The sequence below is a fragment of the Rhodoblastus acidophilus genome (assembly GCF_900187365.1).
Lineage (GTDB): Bacteria > Pseudomonadota > Alphaproteobacteria > Rhizobiales > Beijerinckiaceae > Rhodoblastus > Rhodoblastus acidophilus.
In genome coordinates, this window is record NZ_FYDG01000027.1 from 1 (window position 1) to 17,625 (window position 17,625).

The 17,625-nt window shown below is 64.8% G+C and carries 13 protein-coding genes and 2 pseudogenes; 14 read left to right on the forward strand and 1 reads right to left on the reverse strand.

Going from position 1 to position 17,625, the window contains the following annotated elements:
* Positions 1–724 precede the first annotated feature (724 nt).
* The 14 genes and pseudogenes from CFB24_RS20620 to CFB24_RS24120 form a co-directional block, all read left to right on the forward strand.
* Positions 725–2,971 (forward strand): TonB-dependent siderophore receptor, encoded by a 2,247-nt coding sequence (locus CFB24_RS20620; protein ID WP_088522517.1) that lies wholly within the window; start codon positions 725–727, stop codon positions 2,969–2,971.
* A gap of 56 nt (positions 2,972–3,027) precedes the next feature.
* Entirely contained in the window at positions 3,028–4,044 is a 1,017-nt protein-coding gene (locus tag CFB24_RS20625) for an ABC transporter substrate-binding protein (protein WP_088522527.1), read from the forward strand.
* A 102-nt stretch (positions 4,045–4,146) separates the two neighbouring features.
* A complete protein-coding gene (locus CFB24_RS20630; protein ID WP_088522518.1) occupies positions 4,147–4,785 on the forward strand; it encodes a MotA/TolQ/ExbB proton channel family protein in 639 nt (212 codons plus the stop codon).
* Positions 4,785–5,261 carry an ExbD/TolR family protein gene (locus CFB24_RS20635; protein ID WP_088522519.1) on the forward strand — a complete coding sequence of 159 codons (477 nt, stop codon included), beginning with the start codon at positions 4,785–4,787 and terminating at the stop codon, positions 5,259–5,261. The genes CFB24_RS20630 and CFB24_RS20635 overlap by 1 nt, the downstream gene beginning before the upstream one ends.
* Positions 5,258–6,100 (forward strand): TonB family protein, encoded by an 843-nt coding sequence (locus CFB24_RS20640; protein ID WP_088522520.1) that lies wholly within the window; start codon positions 5,258–5,260, stop codon positions 6,098–6,100. The genes CFB24_RS20635 and CFB24_RS20640 overlap by 4 nt, the downstream gene beginning before the upstream one ends.
* Positions 6,101–6,283: 183 nt before the next feature.
* A complete protein-coding gene (locus CFB24_RS20645; protein WP_088522521.1) occupies positions 6,284–8,623 on the forward strand; it encodes a TonB-dependent receptor in 2,340 nt (779 codons plus the stop codon).
* A gap of 73 nt (positions 8,624–8,696) precedes the next feature.
* The gene (locus CFB24_RS20650) at positions 8,697–10,817 is read left to right on the forward strand and encodes a TonB-dependent receptor plug domain-containing protein (protein ID WP_158255357.1); all 2,121 of its coding nucleotides are present in this window, start codon (positions 8,697–8,699) and stop codon (positions 10,815–10,817) included.
* A 57-nt stretch (positions 10,818–10,874) separates the two neighbouring features.
* A complete protein-coding gene (locus tag CFB24_RS20655; RefSeq protein ID WP_088522528.1) occupies positions 10,875–11,864 on the forward strand; it encodes an LLM class flavin-dependent oxidoreductase in 990 nt (329 codons plus the stop codon).
* Entirely contained in the window at positions 11,864–12,880 is a 1,017-nt protein-coding gene (locus CFB24_RS20660; protein ID WP_088522523.1) for an ABC transporter substrate-binding protein, read from the forward strand. Before CFB24_RS20655 ends, CFB24_RS20660 begins: the two co-directional genes overlap by 1 nt.
* Entirely contained in the window at positions 12,858–13,895 is a 1,038-nt protein-coding gene (locus tag CFB24_RS20665) for a FecCD family ABC transporter permease (RefSeq protein WP_088522524.1), read from the forward strand. The genes CFB24_RS20660 and CFB24_RS20665 overlap by 23 nt, the downstream gene beginning before the upstream one ends.
* The gene (locus CFB24_RS20670; protein ID WP_244593351.1) at positions 13,892–14,671 is read left to right on the forward strand and encodes an ABC transporter ATP-binding protein; all 780 of its coding nucleotides are present in this window, start codon (positions 13,892–13,894) and stop codon (positions 14,669–14,671) included. Before CFB24_RS20665 ends, CFB24_RS20670 begins: the two co-directional genes overlap by 4 nt.
* Complete coding sequence (locus tag CFB24_RS20675) at positions 14,668–15,399, forward strand: hypothetical protein (RefSeq protein WP_088522526.1); 732 nt, start codon at positions 14,668–14,670, stop codon at positions 15,397–15,399. Before CFB24_RS20670 ends, CFB24_RS20675 begins: the two co-directional genes overlap by 4 nt.
* A complete protein-coding gene (locus CFB24_RS20680; protein ID WP_176440467.1) occupies positions 15,396–16,154 on the forward strand; it encodes a hypothetical protein in 759 nt (252 codons plus the stop codon). Before CFB24_RS20675 ends, CFB24_RS20680 begins: the two co-directional genes overlap by 4 nt.
* 179 nt (positions 16,155–16,333) lie before the next feature.
* Positions 16,334–16,618 (forward strand): annotated as a pseudogene (locus CFB24_RS24120) (class I SAM-dependent methyltransferase); the annotation flags it as partial.
* Positions 16,619–16,690: 72 nt separating this feature from the next.
* Here CFB24_RS24120 and CFB24_RS23765 read toward each other — a convergent pair.
* Positions 16,691–17,625: pseudogene (locus CFB24_RS23765) on the reverse strand (ATP-binding protein); the annotation flags it as partial.

Here is a 17,625-nt window from a genome sequence, read left to right on the forward strand (position 1 = left end):
ACGGCGAACGAATTCGCGCAGACGGATGTCAGGACGGCGTCCTGACATCGATCAGGAACGGAGCCTCGAGCCTTGCGGGGCCACGGCGATGGTGGGCGATGGAGTCCGGCTCGAAGCAGACATCCACGCACGCCGCCTTTCGGCATTCGAAATGATGTTCCATTTTTGCTGGTGTTCTGCGCCAAGGCCCAGCTATCGTCTTGGACAGACTCAATCCGTCGGTTCGCGCAACAGCCGCTGCCACAAAGTTTTCACCAAGGCGCTTCCTCCGTCCGCGGCAATATGAATCCGAGATCCAGGGAGCGCTGAAGCTCGGCGGCCAGTTTTGCGGATGCGCCGCCGAGCGACCTTCCAGGGGGCGATGGAGTTCCCGAAATCGCCGCGTCCCATCTGATGAGTGTTCTCGAACAGGCAGGATCGGCGGCGGCCCCAAAGGACGCGGCTTTATATAGCTGCGCTACATCTTGAGCATAGCGAGGCGCTCAGCCACCGGCCGAGTGGATGGCGGGCCCACGGCGCCTCGTTGTGAAGCTGCCTCTAAAAGCCAGCAAGCCGGGCCGCGCCGGATCGCGATGTTCCTCATGTGTCGAAATTATGTTCAAGGTGCGCCCAAAAAAGGCATCGCTCAAGGTTTAACTCAATGTAATCATCGTACATATTGAAATTCGCGGCCAACTTTCGTGTGTTAGTTGAAAAAGGTCGCGCCTTTCCGAAGGGGCACACAATGAAGAACAACATCAACCTGCGCACGCCGCGCGCCGCCTTGTCCTGTGTCTCGACTTGCGCCTTGCTTCTCTCGGGCGCCCTGGCGCGTGCGGAGGAAGCGACGCCGGTGCCCGGAATCAGCGTCACCTCCGCTCCTTCGGACAATGGCGCGATCCCCATTGGCGAAGGGCCCAGCCCCGAGGGCCGGGAGAATTATGTCGTCACCCGCACCAGTACGGGCAGCAAGGTCGACCTGCCCAACAATTACATTCCGCAAAGCATCGCCACCGTGCCGCAGAAAATCCTGCAGGATCAGGATTCGCGCAGCGTCATCGAGGCCCTCCAGAATGTCGCGGGCGTGGTCAATCCCTATCCCTCTTATTACCCGCTCGAAACCACCAACAGCGCCTATATCCGTGGTTTCTCCGTCAGCATGACCCTGCATGACGGCTTGTGGGACCCCACGCCCCAGGGCAATGGCTGGATGACCAATGTCGAGCGCATCGAGGTGCTGAAAGGCCCGTCCGGACTGCTCTATGGCGCTTATTCCGGCGGCATTGGCGGCGTGATCGACGTGATCAGCAAGAAGCCGCTGCCCACCCGCACAATGTCCGCATCGACCGGCGTCAATACTTATGGCGGGACCTATTTTTCCGGTGACATTTCCACGCCCCTGGTCAACCAGGACTGGCTGCTGCGCACCAACTTCAATCTTGGCAATTACAACACCTTCGCCGACAACAGCCGCTACACCAAGCGCGACGCCAGCGTGGTTTTGCAGGGACGCCTCACCTCCGACGACGCGATCACGCTGGGCTATGAATACCGCTGGCAGAACACGCATCCCTATAGCGGCGCGCCCGGCTATGCCCAAAAAGGCAGCGGAGCCACCGCCACTCTCGCTCCGCTCGGCAGCTTTCCCTATGACATCAACGTCTACGACCCGCGCTCGTTCTGGACCTATGAGAGCAATACGGCGCGCGCGGACTATGAGCATCGCTTCAACGAGGACTGGAGCTTCAAATCCTCCAATCAGTTCACGGTGACCTCGCGCGATGCGCTCAGCGTCACGGCGACGCCGAGCTTCCTCGCCTCCGGGACGCCGAAATACACCCAGTCGTTTCAGGAAATCCGCATGGGGCCGGTCTACGCCTTCGACACGGACAACCTGATCCACGGCCATTTCGACACGTTCGGGATCAAGCACGACCTGATTTTCGGCGAGCGCTACGCCAACATTCATTATAACATGAACATGGCGCGCCCGACGCCCTATACGTTCTCGTCCTACTTCTTCACCGATCCGAACACGCCCAACTGGGGCCAGCCGGCTAGCAACGTCCAGCAATACATGTTCGGCTATTCCTCCACCAATCAGGCCGACAGCTACATTAACGACGTGATTTCGCTGACTGACAAATGGCGCATCGTCGGCGGCGTGAACTATGTCAATTACGAGACCTATGGCCGCTCGGGCATGAATCCGGCCTCGCTGAATAGTTCCCGGACCACGGGCGAGGGGCCGGCCTGGCGCGTCGGCATGCTCTACGACATTCTGCCGGGCGTGACCCCGTTCATTGGCTATGGCACGACCCTGCAACCGCAGGCCGCCAACATTACCAACACGGGCGAAATCCAGAAATTCGATCCGCTCACCGGAACGCAGATCGAAGGCGGCGTCAAATATCAGGTCGCCGACAAGGCTTCTCTGACCGCCTCAGTCTATCAGATCGAGCTCAGCAACGTGACGGAAACCGACCCCGATCCGGTTCGCGCGCTCGCCAATTACAAGGTGCAAACCGGCAAGCAGCGTTCGCGCGGCGTCGAACTCGACGGCGGCTACACCATTCAGCCCGGCTGGTTCGCGCAGATCGCCTATGCCTACACCGACGCGCGCATCGTCCGCGACAGCTCCTATGTCGTGGGCTCGCGCACGCCCTATGTGCCCAACAACACGCTGCGGCTGTGGAGCACGTACGAGATCCAGGAAGGCGATTATCGCGGCTTCGGCTTCGGCGGCGGCATGACTTTTACGGACGCGCGCACCACCAATCTGGTTTCGCAATCCACACCCAATGTTTACGCGACACTGCCGGCCTACGCGACCTTCGACGCCATGGCCTTCTACAAGTTCGATCGGGGACGGCTGAGCCTGAACGTGAAGAACATTTTCGATCGCCGCTATTATGAAAGCGCCACCACCTACGCCTGGCTCTATCGCGGCGAGCCGCTGAACGCTTCGCTGCGTCTCGACGTCACATTCTGATGACCTCTCGCCTGCGGGTCGGCCGGGCGCCGGCCCACGGGTTCAAGGAGTCCGCCATGCGTTTTTTCGCCCTGTTCGCCGCAATCGCCCTCTTTCTCGCGTCGCCCGTGCAAGCGCGCGAAGTCGTGGATATGGCGGGGCGGCACGTGACCATTCCCGACAAGATCGGAAAGGTCTATTCCTCGTCGCATCCAGTGTCGCTGCTGCTCTATGCGCTGGCGCCGGAGCTGCTGGTGGGGATCAATTTTCGGGTCCGCGACGAGATCAAGCCCTACCTGCCGAGGGAGGTGCTCGACCTGCCGGTGATCGGCGCCGCCATGGGCCACGGGCCGCAGATGAACCCCGAGGAAGTGCTGGCGCTCCATCCGGATTTCATCCTGGTCTGGCTCGACCGGTTCAGCGACAACGATTTCATCCGCGCGCAATATGAAAAAGCCGGCCTGCCCGTCTTGTTCGTCAAGCTCGACACGCTCGCCGATCACCCCGCGGCTCTGACCTTTCTCGGCGACGTGCTGCAACGACCCCAGCGCGCCAGGCAATTGTCCGATTATATCGTCGCGGCGCTCGATCGCGTGCGCGCGGCGACGGCAAACCTGCCGCCGGAGAAACGTCGCCGCGTCTATTACGCCGAGGGCAAGGAGGGGCTTTCGACGGAATGCGACGATTCCTGGCATGCCGAACTCATTCCGCTCGCGGGCGCCGAGAACGTCCATCATTGTCGGCAAGCGACTCATGGGGGCGGCGAGACGGTGAGTCTCGAACAGGTGATCGCCTACAAGCCGGACTTCGTTCTCGCGCAGGACAGACAATTCGTGGCGAACGCCCTGGCGCAACCCGTTTGGCGCAATGTTCCGGCGATCCCCTCGCGCGCCATCGCCTTCGCGCCGCGTCTGCCGTTCAACTGGGTCGACCGGCCGCCCAGCTTCATGCGGGCGATTGGCGTGCAATGGCTCGCCAATCTGCTCTATCCCGATCTACTTCCGCTCGATCTGCGCGGCGAGATGAAGCGGTTCTACAAACTGTTCCTCAACGTCGATTTGAGCGACGCAGACGTGGACGAGGTCATGCGCTGATCAGGTTGCGTGTCGGTCAGGCATGGCCTGCGTCTTACTTTATGTAACAGGATTATATAATTCAGCGGCGTCGCGCCGCACCGTCTTGGAGAGCGCAGGATTATGAATTCCGTTGGTTTATCGCCGCTCGCACTTTTTCTGCAAGCCGGCGTCGTCGGCAAGGGCGTGATGGCGTTGCTCTTCCTGGTTTCGGTTTGGGGATGGGCGCTGATCCTGCAGATCTGGCTGTCGGCGCGCCGCCTCTTTACGGCGGTCCGCGCCGCCCGCCGCGACGAAGACGCAGTGCTGCTCGCTGGGATCCTCGACGCCGGCGTCCGCGCGCAGGCGGTGAGAGTCGCAACCGAATCCCACGCCGACCGGCGCTGGCGCAGTGGCGAGAGCATGACGCGCGCCGCCCGCGCGCTGCTGCTGGAGGCGGAGGGCGGACTGCCGAGCCTCGCCGCCATTTCCTCTACGGCGCCCTTCGTCGGCCTGTTTGGCACGGTCTGGGGCATCATGTCCTCGTTCGCCTCCATCGCCGACGCCCATGACACTTCGCTGGCCGTGGTCGCGCCCGGCATCGCCGAGGCGCTCGCCGCCGCCGCCATCGGGCTCGCCGCCGCCATTCCGGCTTCGGTCGGCTACAATCGGCTCTCCGCCGTGTTCTCGCGCGTGTCCGCCGATCTCGACTGTTTGGTGCAGGAGCGGGCAGACCGGCTCGCCGGCGCCGCCGCGCCCCAAGCCGTGAAGGACGCCGCGTGATGCAGCGCTCGTCTGTCGGAAACGCCAACGGCGTCTACCGCGCGCAGGCGGAGATCAATGTGACGCCGCTGGTGGACGTCATGCTCGTGCTGCTGATTATCTTCATGGTCACGGCGCCCATGCTCGCCGCCGGGCTGCACGTGAACCTGCCCCAGGCCAAGGTCGCGCAAAAACTCGATCCCAAGCCGCCGGTCGTGCTCACCTATGGCAAGGACGGCAAGATCGAACTGGACGGCCAGAGCTATCGCCTGGAGCAGATCGTCGAAGCGGTCGAGGCGAAACTCGGCGACGACCGGACGCCGCCTATCCACCTGCGCGCCGACCGCGATGCGGCTTATGGCGATGTCATCGGCTTGATGGACGTGCTGGCGGCTCAAGGCCTGACCCGGCTTGCGATCCTCACCGGCCCGGCGGGGAAGAGCAAGGCGGCCAAGATCGACAAGGCCGCGCCCGGCGCGCCGGCGCCGCGGCCATGAGTTTCGCGCTGCTGCCGGGACGCACGCGCCTGTCGCTGACGGGCGTCTCCTTCGCCGCGCATCTCCTCGCCCTATCGGCGCTGGCGGTCATCAAGCCGCCTCCCGTCGTGCTCGCGCCCCTCGAGATCGATCTGGTTCCGCAAGGCGATTATGTCGTCGACACGCTCGCTATCGCCGGAGATAACACGTCAGAGCCCGCGCCGGCGCCCGCGTCGCCGGTCGAACCGGCGGAGGCCCCGCCTGAAGCGCTCGCCGCGCCGCCGCCCGCGTCCGCGCCGTCGCCCGAGCCCGCGACGATCCTGGCCGATCCAGACGCTCGGCGGGCGGAATTGGCGGCGCAGGAGCAGCAGCGCCTTCGCCGCGAGAAAAGGCGACAGGCGGCGATCGAGGCGCGCCGCGCGGCGCGCGAAGAAGCCGCGGAAGAGGCGCGGCAGGATCGTTTGAGAGAGAAACGCCGCCGCGCGGCGCTGGAGCGGCGCGAGGCCATGCGGCAGGCGGCCGCGCACGGAGGAGGCTCGGAAGCCCATCGCGCCGGGGTTGCGGATGGCGCGCCGCAACGCGCGGCGCGCGCAAGTTACGGCGCGATCATTTCCGCCGAACTCAACCGCCACAAGATTTATCCGGCTGCGGCGCGCGCGCGCGCCGAGGACGGCGCGGTCGGCGTTACCTTCGTGGTAGGCGGCGACGGGCGCATCGTCAGCCATTCCATCATCAGCTCCTCCGGCTCGTCGGCGCTGGACGGCGCCGTTCACGGTATGATGAGCGCCGCCCACGCGCCGCCGCCGCCTGGAGGCTCGTTCCACGGCAGCATTGTGGTGCGGTTCAACCTTAGCCGATAGACCAACAGTCCTCCGAGCCTGATGCTATCACTTTGCCTTGCCGATTGAACACCGACGGCCGGAAAGAAAGCTAAAACTTGACCATATTTTGGTCAGATTGCCGCCATAATCGCCTTACTTGGCAGGATAAAATTTCCTATTCATATAATTGAAATACATATTAACGCCCTCCAAGGCTATTCCATGCGCCGCTCCCATCCAGCCTTTCGCTCTCTCTTGCGCGCCGGCGTGTCGCTGGGCGCCTGCATGTTCGCCGTAGACGTTCGGGCTCAGGTCGTTGTGCCCGACGTTCATGTCGAGGCGGGAGCGGCCGCAGCTTCTTCCGAAGCGGCGGCCGCGGCTGCGCCTGCCTCGTCCCGCCGCCCCGACGTGCTTCCCTCCCGACGCGTCGGGGCGGCCACGGCTTATGACGCCAACGGCGAAGGCGTCGGTTTTGGCGTTTCGAACGGCGGCGCCAACGTGCTGCGCGCCGTTGGCGATCTGCCCTCGGTGGACGCGCCGGCGATCGATCCTTACGCCGCCGCCAATCTTCCGGGCGGCGCGAAAGGATTTCGCGTGCGCGGACAGCTCAGTCAGCATGGCGACAGCCTGAGCACGGTGGACGGCGTTCCGCTGGCGGGCGTCAATCCCGGCGTCGGCGCGATGTTCCTGATTCCCAATGAGGATATCAGCCGGACGACCCTCTACCAGGGGCCGGTTCCGCCCTCCGTCATCTCCTATTTCACCTCGGCCGGCGTGGTCGACAGCCAGATCGCCTGGCCCAGGGACAGGATGGGCGGCGAGGTCTCGCAAAGCTTCGGCTCCTATCATTTCCTGCGCACCTTCGCGCGCGTGGACAGCGGCCTGCTGTTCGACAACACCACAAAATTCTTCCTCTCCGGGGCCTGGAGCGACGCCGACAAATGGCGCGGCTCCGGCAAGGCGCCGGACGGCAAGGGCGATTTCGCCGCCGGGATTGAAACGCGGCCGATCGAGGCGCTCGACGTCAAGGCGTTCGTCGCGCACACGCAGATGGACCAGAACACCTATGCTGGCCTGACCTACGCCCAGGCCAGCAATCTCGATCGCTATCGGTTCTACGATTTCACCGCGACCCCGGTCGCCGGCAATCTGGTGAACTGGTCCGGCTATAACCGCCAGACCTTCGACGTCTGGTCCGCTTTCGCCGACATCGCCTGGAAGATCGACGCCGACACGGTTCTCACGCTGAAGCCGTATTACTTCCACGAGGACGGCTATTACCTTGATGGAATGTCCAACGGCATGGTGCGGCAATGGCTGATCGACCATGATTATTACGGCGGGATCGCCGAATTGAAGACCCGCGCCTGGGCCACTGATCTTACGCTGGGCTATTGGGGCGGCGTCGGCGAACTGCCCGGGCCGCCCACCGCGTGGAAAATGTACGCGCCCAACCCCTCGGGCGGCTTGACGTTCAAGAGCTGGGGCCTGCTGGCGCAACAGACCACGCCACATATCTACAACTCGCTCTATGTGTCGGCGGACCGGCGGTTCGACGCGCTGCGCGTGCAGGGCGGCCTGCGCTACATGTGGGACACGCTGCCGGGCATCAACGCCATGAACACGGCCGGCGTCGGCGACGTCTCCTATTCCGCCGCGCTTTCCGCCGCCTCGGTCAATGGCGTGAACAGCGTGACGTCCTATACGATCGGGACGGCGTTGCCCTATCTGGCGCTGTCCTACGACGTCGACCGCGACCTCACCGCGCGTCTCAGCTTAGGCGTCACCTATACGGGGCCGGGTTACGATCTGTGGCCGGCGTACCAGCAAAACGCCGCCGCGCTGAACGCCAAGGGGCTGAACCTCAACAAGCTCTGGCATGGGCTCAAGCCGGAGACCGACGATCTCGTCGATGTCGGTTTCGACTGGAAGTTCGCGGCGCCGTTGGGCATGGGAACTTTCAGCCCCACCCTGTTCTACGCGCGCAACCATCACCAGAACGTCTCCTACGACAATGGGTTGACCGCGACGGGCGTGCCCTACAGCCAGAGCATCGGCGAGAGCCGCACCCTCGGCGGCCAGGCGCTGGTCCGGCTGGAGCCCGGCGACGCGCTGTCGTTCTTCGCGGCGGTCGGCTACCAGAATGTCGCCTTCGTCGAAAATCTACCCTATCTGCCGGGCGCTTCGGCCAGCGTGATCGCGGCGACCAAAGTGAATGGCCAACTCGTCCCCGACGCGCCGCTGTGGATCGCGACGCTCGGCGCCGAGGCGCGCTGGAACGGCTTCACCTTGTCGCCGATCCTGCACATCGTCAGCGACCGTTACGGCGACGCCGCGCATAAGCAGCCGCTTGACGGCTACGCCACCGCCGATCTGCGCCTCGCCTATCGCAGACCGGTCGATTTCGGCGAGATCGAAGCCAGCGTGACCGTGACCAATCTGTTCGACGCCAGCTATATCGGCCAGATCTCCAGCGGCTTCTATCAGGCGACCTCGGCCTCCGGAATCTACTATCCCGGCGCGCCGCGCGCCGTCGTCGGCAAGCTCGCGTGGCGCTACTGACCCGCATTCCCAGCCGCTTCCCTCCTTTGGTCTGAACCGGCGCGCATGCGGCGCCCAACAACGGAAAAGAATGATGTCTCTCGCACTCACGGCGTCGTCCAATGCCCGTTCCTGCGACCGGCTGTTCGCTCGCCTCGGCTGCGGCGTCTCGCTCGCCTTGCTCGCCATGCTCCCGCCGGCGTCCGCTCAAGAGGCCGTGCCGTCGATCAATGTCGAAACGGATGGCGCGACGGCCGGCGCCGGCGGCGAGGCCGCCGCTGCGAACCGCCCCGATCTCGCGCCGGATAGCCCGGCCAATATCTCGCGGGTCGCGCCGAGCAGCCGGCCGCATGTCGAAACCTTCACCAAGCAGGATATTGAGGCGCTGCATCCCTCCGATCCCTTCGACCTGCTGAAGCACGCCACGGGCGTCGTCGTGACCTTTCAGGGCCGCAAGCTGCCTTATAATCTGCTGATCCGCGGCGATTCCAATTTCGGCTTCATCATCGACGGCGCCTATGTCACGTCCGCCGCCGCCGGCCGCATGTTGCAGACCCTGCCGATCCAGGCCATCGAGCAGATGAAGATCGTGCGCGACCCCACCGCGCTGACGCTCGGCCCGCTGGTCGATTTCGGCTCCCCCTCCGGCGCGCTCAACAGCGGCTTCATCGTCATCAACACGCATAATCCCGCCAAGACCGAGGGCGAGTTCTATTCCGCCGGCGAAAGTTTTGGGACCTTCCGGGGCGGGCTCTACGGCGGAACCACCTTTGCGCTCGGCGACAATGGCGTGAAGGGTTTCGCCTCCGGTTACGTGAACGGTCGCCGCAGCGACGGCCCGACCGACTGGAACGCCAGCTCGCACGACGTCTCGGCCCTGTTGAAGGGCGGGATCGAGACTGGCGTGGCGCAATCGCAATTCACCTTTTTCTACGACAGCGACAATTTCGATTTCCAGCGGGCCACCGCCGGGCAGAACTCGGCGTCGCTGGTGGCGCAGAGATGGTCCTATGCGCCGATCGACACCACGCTGATCACATCGCAAACCACCTTCACCTGGGACCCGCACAACACCACGGTGCTGATTGGCGCTTATCAGGGCGCCAAAGCCTCGAACGTCCAGGCGAGCTACGCCAACGCCACGGTGACCACGACGCCCGACGCCAGCGACACCGCGCAGGTCCATCTGCGCCACAGCTTCAATTACTGGGACACGCTGGCCCAGCTCGGCCTGCAATATGTGTGGTGGAACACGCCGACCGGCGAACTGTTCTACTCCGGCTATGCGCGGCGCGAGGAGACGCTGTCGGGCTACGCCAATATCGAGCGGAAGTTCTTCGACGACCGGCTCGATCTCGACGCCTCCATCCGCTTCGACGACCACACCATCGACAAGGGCATCGACCTCTACAACCAGGGCGCCGGATCGGGCGGCGGCGGCATCAACGCGGCGAAATACAAATATTTCTATGACCGCACCCTGCCGCTGGCCACCAATTACGCCTTTGGCGCCGCTTACAAAATCCTGCCGCAACTGGTGTCCGGCCTGCGCTATTCGCACACCGAACAGGGCGGGCTGACCAATGTGCTCTCCGCCACCGGCAAGCCGCTGTCCGGCGAATCCCAGAACAAGTTCGAGGCGAGCCTCGCCGCGCCGGTCCAGGATTGGCTGCGGCCCACCGCGACCTATTTCTATACGCATATCGGCAACGACAAGACGCCGACCAGCTACAAGGCCGTCAATGGCTATCAGACGGCGCTTTGGACCCAGTCCGACACCCTGCGCCAGGGCTTTGAGTTGGCTGGCGAGGGCGACCTGCCGCCCTGGGCTTTGGGCGCGCTCAGCTATCGCAGCAGCTGGACGCATCTGATGCAATTGGCGAGTTCGGTGGCCTCGACCAATTACTCCAACCTCATCCCGCACGATCAGGCGAGTTTCACGCTCACCAACACCTGGAACGCGTTCAGCGCCAGCGCCTCGCTGATCTATGTGTCGAAATTCCTGTCCAACTTCAACGCCGCCGACGGCAAATATCACGAGGTCGGCAATTTCGTCACGGCGGACATCAACCTCGGCTACAAGTTCCACCTGCAGGATTACGACGCCAAACTGACGCTCTACGGCCGCAATATCGCGGACCGCCGCTATCAGATGATCTACGGCTATTACAACTGGGGCGCGGTCTATGGCGCCGAAGTGAAAGTCGCTTTCTGACATTGCGCCAGGCGCGTTTTTTTCTTTCGCGCCCGGCTGTTGTTCAAGGAGTCCGACATGCGCCTTGGCGTTTTCTGCACCTATGAAAATCCGCTCAATGATTACGCGAAATGTTTCGCCGCGCAGACGCGGCTCGTCCAGCACGTGGAGGCGCTCGGCTTCGAGGAGGCCTGGGTCGCCGAGCACCATTTCAACCCGGACGCCGCCAGTCCGTCGATCCTGGTTCTGCTCGCCTATCTCGCGGGTGTGACGACGAAAATCCGACTGGGCTCGGCCGCGGTGCTGCTGCCGTTCCGCAATCCGGTTCAGGTGGCGGAAGATGTCGCCAGCATCGACATTCTGTCCGGCGGGCGGTTCGATTTCGGCATCGCCAAGGGCGGTCCGTTCCCCCTGCAGAACAAGCATTTTCATGCTGACAAGGATGTGTCGCGCGACATGACCCTTGAGGCGCTGGAGCTGATCGAGCGCCTGTTCCACGAAGACGAAGTGAGTTTTTCGGGCCGGTTTTACCAGACCGACGCCGTGCGCCTGGCGCCGAAACCGCTGCAGAAGAACATGCCGCTGTGGATCGCCACCACCACGCCGGAGGCCATCCGTTACGCCGCGCAAAAGGGCATTGGCGTGATGGGCGGCTCGCCCTTCCCGTTGCAGAAAGTGGCGGACATCGTCGAGACTTATCGCGCCGCAGCGCCGGGCGTCGATCCGCGCCTCGCCCTGGCGCGCTTCTATTTCGCCGCGCCGACACGCGAAAAGGCGCTGGCCGAGGCGCAGCCTTTTGTCGCGCGTTTTTCCGAGCGCATGAGGGGCATTTTCATGGCCCAGGGCAAGGGGCCGGCGTTCGACGCCGAGGGGGTGATCGCGCGGTCATTGATCGGCTCCTATGACGAGGTGATCGCGCAAGTGCGCGAGATTCAGGCCCGCGTGGCGCCGCGTTCGCTGTTGCTGAAGCCGGCTTCGCTGGACGCGGACAAGAACCTGCAAACCCTGACCGATTTCGCAAAAATCATCCGGCCTGCCTTGCAGGCGTCGAGCCTGGAAGTCGCCTGATGAAAGTTTTTCTCCGCATCGCCGCGGTCCTGCTGGCGTTGGCCGCGCCGGCGCAGGCCCGCGAAATCACCGACATGGCGGGCCACAGGATTCAGGTTCCCGAGAAGATCACAAAAGTCTTTTCGGCGTCCTATCCGCTGACCCTGCTGATGGCGGTGATTGCGCCCGACGCGCTCGCGGCGGTCAACACGCCGCTCACCGAAAAGCAGAAGTCTTTTCTTGCGCCCCGCCTCGCTGAATTGGCGGCGGTCGGCGGCACGCCGGGCCAGAACCGTCCGGCCAATCCGGAAGAAATCATTGCGCTGCATCCCGATGTGATCGTCGCCTGGACCGATCCGATGGGCGGCCACCCTCCGGCGGAGAAAAGCTGGGCGCAGACGGGCCTGCCGGTGATTTACATCAAGGTGGACAAGATCGACGACTATCCGGCGGCGTTGGACTTGATCGGCGATCTGCTCGACCGCCGCGCCCGCACCGACGAATTGAAAGCCTATGTCGTCGCCGCGCTCGATCGGGTGAACAAGGCGGTGGCGAGCGTGCCGCCAGAGCAAAGGGTCAAGCTGCTCTATGCCGAAAGCCCGGACGGCCTCGCCACCGAATGCGACTCGTCCTTCCACATGGAGGCATTCCGCTTCGCCGGCGGCGACAGCATCTATCATTGCGCGCAGGCGACCCATATGGGCATGGAGAAGATCTCGCTGGAAGAGATCATCGCCCGCCAGCCCGCCCTGATCGTCGCGCTTGACCCGAAGTTCAAGGAGGTCGCCGCGCAAACGCCGGAATGGCGCAATGTGAAGGCCGCCGCCGAAGGCCGCGTCTACGCCGTGCCGAAACTTCCCTTCAACTGGCTCGACCGTCCCCCGAGTTTTATGCGCGTGTTGGGCGTGCAATGGTTGGCCAACATCCTTTATCCTCAGGCGCTGCCGCTCGATGTCAAAGCCGAGACGAAAAAATTCTGCAAATTGTTCTTCGGAGTCGAGCTCGCCGACCAAGATGTCGCACGCCTATTCGAGTGAGCGCGCCCGCGCGCTGATCCTGTTCCTCAGCCTCGTCGCCCTGTTGGCGGCGGCGGCATTGGTCGCGCTGTCCTTGGGCCGTTACGGGCTGACGATCCCGGAGATCCTCCGCTTTCTCGCCTCGCGCGCAAACCTCGCCGCGCCCGATCCGGCGCGCGACGATCTGTTCGGCAACATCATTGTGGAGATCCGCCTGCCGCGCATCCTCGCGGCGGGTTTGATCGGGGCCGCGCTCAGCGTCGCCGGCGCGGCCTACCAGTCGGCGTTCCGCAATCCGCTGGCCTCGCCCGGATTGCTCGGCGCGCTCGGCGGCGCCAGCTTCGGCGCTGCGCTCGCCCTGATGCTGGGCCTGTCCTGGGTCACGTTGCAGGGTTTCGCCTTCGCCGGCGGCGTCGGCGCGGTGGCGCTCGGCGTCGTCATCGCCAATCTGTTCGGCGAGGCCTCCGCCATCACCCTCATTCTCGGCGGCATGATCTCCGGCGCCTTCTTCACCGCCGCGCTGTCGATCCTGAAATACGCCGCCGATCCGTACGACCAGCTGCCGGCCATCGTCTATTGGCTGATGGGCAGCCTCGCGGGAATCAGCCTCGACCAGATTCTCTGGACCGCGCCCTTCATGCTGGCGGGCATGGCGGGGCTCGCGCTGCTGGGACGCCCGCTCGACGCGCTGGCGATGGGCGAGGATGAGGCGCGCGGCCTCGGCGTGCCCGTCGCGGCGCTGCGCTACGGCGCCATCGCGCTCGCGACCTTCATTTCGGCGCTGAGCGTTTCGCTGTCCGGCATGATCGGCTGGATCGGCCTGTTCGCGCCGCATTTCGCAAGGCTTTTGGTCGGCCCCGGCAATGCGCGCCTGCTGCCGGCCTCGGCGCTGGTTGGCGCCATCTTCCTGATCGGCGCCGACACTTTGGCGCGCAGCGTCGCGCGGGCGGAAATCCCCATCGGCATCATCACCGAACTGTTGGGCATTCCCGCCTTCATCCTGGTTCTGCGGCGGGCGCGAAGGGGCTGGATGTGACTCTGGCGGGGCTCGAAGCCAACGCGCTGGTTTTCACGCGCGAAAAACGCCATGTGCTCGACGGCGCCTCGCTGTCTCTCGATGCCGGCGAAATCGTGTCGCTGCTGGGCGCCAACGGCTCCGGCAAGACGACGCTGTTGCGGCTGATGCTCGGCTTCCTGAAACCCGAGGACGGCGTCGTCGCGCTCGCCGGACGCGATCTGCGCGCGTGGTCGCGCCGTGAGATCGCGCGGCGCATCGCCTATGTCGCGCAAAACCATGTCGCGCCCTTTCCCTACCGCGTGCGCGATGTGGTCCTGCTTGGGCGGCTGCCGCAGTCGGGCTGGCTAGCTCCGGTCCGCGCCGGCGATTTCCGCGCCGCCGACGCCCTGCTTGACGAACTGGGCATTCTGGCTCTGGCCGAGCGTCCCTACACCGAAATTTCCGGCGGTGAGAGGCAGTTGACGTTGATCGCCCGCGCGCTGGCGCAAGGCGCCGGCCTGCTGGTGATGGACGAGCCGATGGCGGGCCTCGATTATGGCGCGCAGATCCGGCTGATGCGGCTGTTGCAGACATTGAGGACCAAGGGCATCGGCGTGCTGATCAGCACCCATCATCCCGAACACGCGTTTTGGGCCTCGGACCGGATCGCCCTTCTCGAACAAGGCCGCATCTCGGTGACCGGCGCCCCGCGCGACGTGCTCGACGCGCCGGCGATAGAGCGGCTTTACCGCGTCAAAGTTACGGCGCTCACCGCGCCCGACGGCCGCGCCGCCTTCCTGCCGGAGCCTGCATGAAAATCTATATGGGATTTGACGACACCGACGTCGCCGGCGCCAAAATCGGCACGGGACGGCTGGTGCGCATGTTCGAGAAGAAGCTGCCGCAGGGCGCGCGGCTCTGGGGCGCGCTGCGCCACCAACTGCTGCTCGACGACCGCATTCACTACACGTCGCACAACAGCCCGGCCTGCGCCGTGGTGGAGATCGAAGACGCCGCGCTCCTGCCGGAGCTGATCGCCCGCGCCATCGCCCATATCGAGGAACTGGCCAGTCCCGGTTCCGACCCCGGCCTATGTGTCGCGCCCGAGGATGCGGCTCTGGACGATATCGTCGCTTTCGGCCTGTGCTGCACGCATCAGATCGAGACGCAGGCGCGCGCCAAGGCTTTGTGCGCGACGGCGGGCGTTCATCTGTCCGGGCATGGCGGAACCTGCGACGGGATCATCGGCGCGACCGCCGCGGTGGGCCTCACCGCCTATGGCTGGTCCGGCCGTTTCCTCGAATATGGCGGGTTGCGCGCGCTGCCGGATCCGATCACGGTCGCCGAGCTTGAAGCCGCGGGCATCCTGCCGGTGATGACCGATGTCGCGGCGAAACGCCTGGCGCTCGACGCCGAGATCCATACCGACGGCTGGCTCAGCCCACGCCTGTGGGGGGGGCGCGCGGTGGCGCCTATTGTGGAAAAGGATGGGCGCCTCACCGCCTTGGGCAAGAAACCGCGCGATGCGGAGGTCGCCGAATGACGCGCGTGCTGATTGGACTCGACGACACTGACCGTTCCGGCGCCAAAAACAGCACGGCGCGGCTCGCCCGCCGGCTCGGCGAGGCGCTTGCGTCTCGCGCCGGCCAATTTCTGGGAACCGTGGGGCATATCCTCTGCCCCGGCGTCGCGGCGACCACCAACAACAAGGCGTCCTGCATTGTGCTGGAGGGGGAGTCGCACGATCTCGACGCGCTGTTGTCTCGCTCCGCCGCCTTTGTTGCAGCCGAAGCCTCGCCTGGCGCCCGGCCGGGACTGGTGGTGGTGGCGAGCGAGGGCGCCGACGCCCTGATCTGCTTCGCGGAGAAAGCCAGCGCCGCGACGGTGAGCTTGAGCGAAGCGCGCGCGCTCGCCGCGCCGCTGCGCCATTGGTCGGCTTCGTCCGGCGAAGGCCTGATCGGGGCGCTGGCGGCGGCGGGGCTGACCGCACGGGGATGGTCGGGCCGCTGGCTGGAATGGGGCTGCGCGCTGCGAAGCGCCGAGCGCGCCCTGACCGTCGCCGAACTGGCGGCGCTCGGCATCGGCGTGGTCTCCATCGAAACCGACGCGGAAGTTCCCAAGCCTGACGACATCGTCGATACGCTGGCTTGGTTGCGGCCTCAGCTTCTTGGCGGCAGGCCGATCCTGCCGCTGCGCCGCGCCAGGGAGGGCGTCGGTTGGGAAGCGCTCGCCGTGAAGGCGCAGGCGCCTTTCCGCTCCAGGAATGGCCCCGCTTCGGACCTGAAAGGTGAGACATGAACGACAAGCCTTGCGCGCCCCTCATCATCCACGATCTGGATTTCGGCCAGATGTACCGGGATCATCAGGCCCGCGCGGGAAGCTGGGCCAAGCCGCCCGCCTTCTGGGACGCAAGGGCGACCGCCTTCGACGACCGCGTGCGCGCCGGCGGAAATTACCTGGATTCGTTCATCGCGCGGATGGACCTCTCGGACTGCGACAGCCTGCTTGACGTCGGTTGCGGCAATGGCGCGCTCTCCGTGGCGCTGGCGCCCCATTTCAAAACCATTCTCGCGCTCGATTACAGTTCCGCCATGCTGGACGTCGCGCGCCAGCGCGCGGCCGAAGCGGGCGCGGGCCAAATAAAGACAGTGCTGCGCGCCTGGGAGGATGACTGGAGCGACCTGCCGGTTTGCGACATCGCCATCGCCTCGCGCTCGACCGGCGTGATGGATCTCGAAGCGGCGCTGCGCAAGCTGGACGGCCAAGCGAGAAAACGCGTTTATCTGACCGCTCCCGTCGGCGCCCGCGCTGTGAATCCGGCGATTCTCGCAGCGCTACGCCGGACGCCAGAGCCGGAAATCGAAAAGCCGGACTACATCTATTTCATCAATCTGCTCTATCGCATGAACCGGATGGCCGCCGGGCACGTCCTTGCAGCGCCGATAGGCTTCATCGATGACCAGCTTGATCATCTGCACCAAGCCTTCGAACGGCTTCGACGTATCCGGCGGCAGAGTCAGCAGCGACAGAAACGTTTCGAGAAAGGCCCGTTCGAGCGGCAGCGGCTCTTCGCACCCGACCTGCAAATCGAAAATATTGAACTCATAGCCCGGCGCGAACTGCATCTTCACATAGATCGCCTCATGCTCCCGCTCCGGTCCGAGCTTCTCCCGAACCAGACGCACAAAGCCCTCCGCCGAAGGACCGATGTCGAGCTTGCCGATCATCGGGAGCTTCGGCGTTGCGCCGCCAAGCACGGCCGAGGAGAGACACAGGCCGAGATTGATGGTGTTGGCGATCACCGACTTGCCCGACCCCGGCGGGGCGACGAAAACATCGATCACAACCGGGCGTTTCGATCCGCCGGCGGGATCATAGGGCCAGATCGCGCCCGACGGCAGGCGGAACAGCACGCTGCCCTCCGCCCAGGGAGACACCGTATGGTTCCACGGCAACATCGGCAGGGCTTCGCCGAGCAGCGCCAGTGAAGGATTGCCGGTCGAAGCCAACGCGATCCCCGGCACGGTGCTCATCACGCCCTCAAGCGGGTCGCCGGCCATGCGGCTCGCCTTGCAGCCGCCCCATCCCTCGATCCTTTGCGCCAGCGTCGAGGCCCGCCGCCGCAACGCGCGCGTGTCGCCGGCTTTGGACCAGGTCGCGAAGGACGCCCGCAACTTGACGGAGATATGGTTGTCCTCTTCCCGCGCCGCCCGAAGCGCGGCGAAGCCGCGCTGCAAATCGCGATTTTGCGGAAAGATCGCCAGGAAGG

Excerpts from the sequence above, each read along its gene's own strand:
- CFB24_RS20620 (WP_088522517.1), top strand. The coding sequence starts at position 725 with ATGAAGAACAACATCAACCTGCGCACGCCGCGCGCCGCCTTGTCCTGT.
- CFB24_RS20625 (WP_088522527.1), top strand. The coding sequence starts at position 3,028 with ATGCGTTTTTTCGCCCTGTTCGCCGCAATCGCCCTCTTTCTCGCGTCG.
- CFB24_RS20630 (WP_088522518.1), top strand. The coding sequence starts at position 4,147 with ATGAATTCCGTTGGTTTATCGCCGCTCGCACTTTTTCTGCAAGCCGGC.
- CFB24_RS20635 (WP_088522519.1), top strand. The coding sequence starts at position 4,785 with ATGCAGCGCTCGTCTGTCGGAAACGCCAACGGCGTCTACCGCGCGCAG.
- CFB24_RS20640 (WP_088522520.1), top strand. The coding sequence starts at position 5,258 with ATGAGTTTCGCGCTGCTGCCGGGACGCACGCGCCTGTCGCTGACGGGC.
- CFB24_RS20645 (WP_088522521.1), top strand. The coding sequence starts at position 6,284 with ATGCGCCGCTCCCATCCAGCCTTTCGCTCTCTCTTGCGCGCCGGCGTG.
- CFB24_RS20650 (WP_158255357.1), top strand. The coding sequence starts at position 8,697 with ATGTCTCTCGCACTCACGGCGTCGTCCAATGCCCGTTCCTGCGACCGG.
- CFB24_RS20655 (WP_088522528.1), top strand. The coding sequence starts at position 10,875 with ATGCGCCTTGGCGTTTTCTGCACCTATGAAAATCCGCTCAATGATTAC.
- CFB24_RS20660 (WP_088522523.1), top strand. The coding sequence starts at position 11,864 with ATGAAAGTTTTTCTCCGCATCGCCGCGGTCCTGCTGGCGTTGGCCGCG.
- CFB24_RS20665 (WP_088522524.1), top strand. The coding sequence starts at position 12,858 with ATGTCGCACGCCTATTCGAGTGAGCGCGCCCGCGCGCTGATCCTGTTC.
- CFB24_RS20675 (WP_088522526.1), top strand. The coding sequence starts at position 14,668 with ATGAAAATCTATATGGGATTTGACGACACCGACGTCGCCGGCGCCAAA.
- CFB24_RS20680 (WP_176440467.1), top strand. The coding sequence starts at position 15,396 with ATGACGCGCGTGCTGATTGGACTCGACGACACTGACCGTTCCGGCGCC.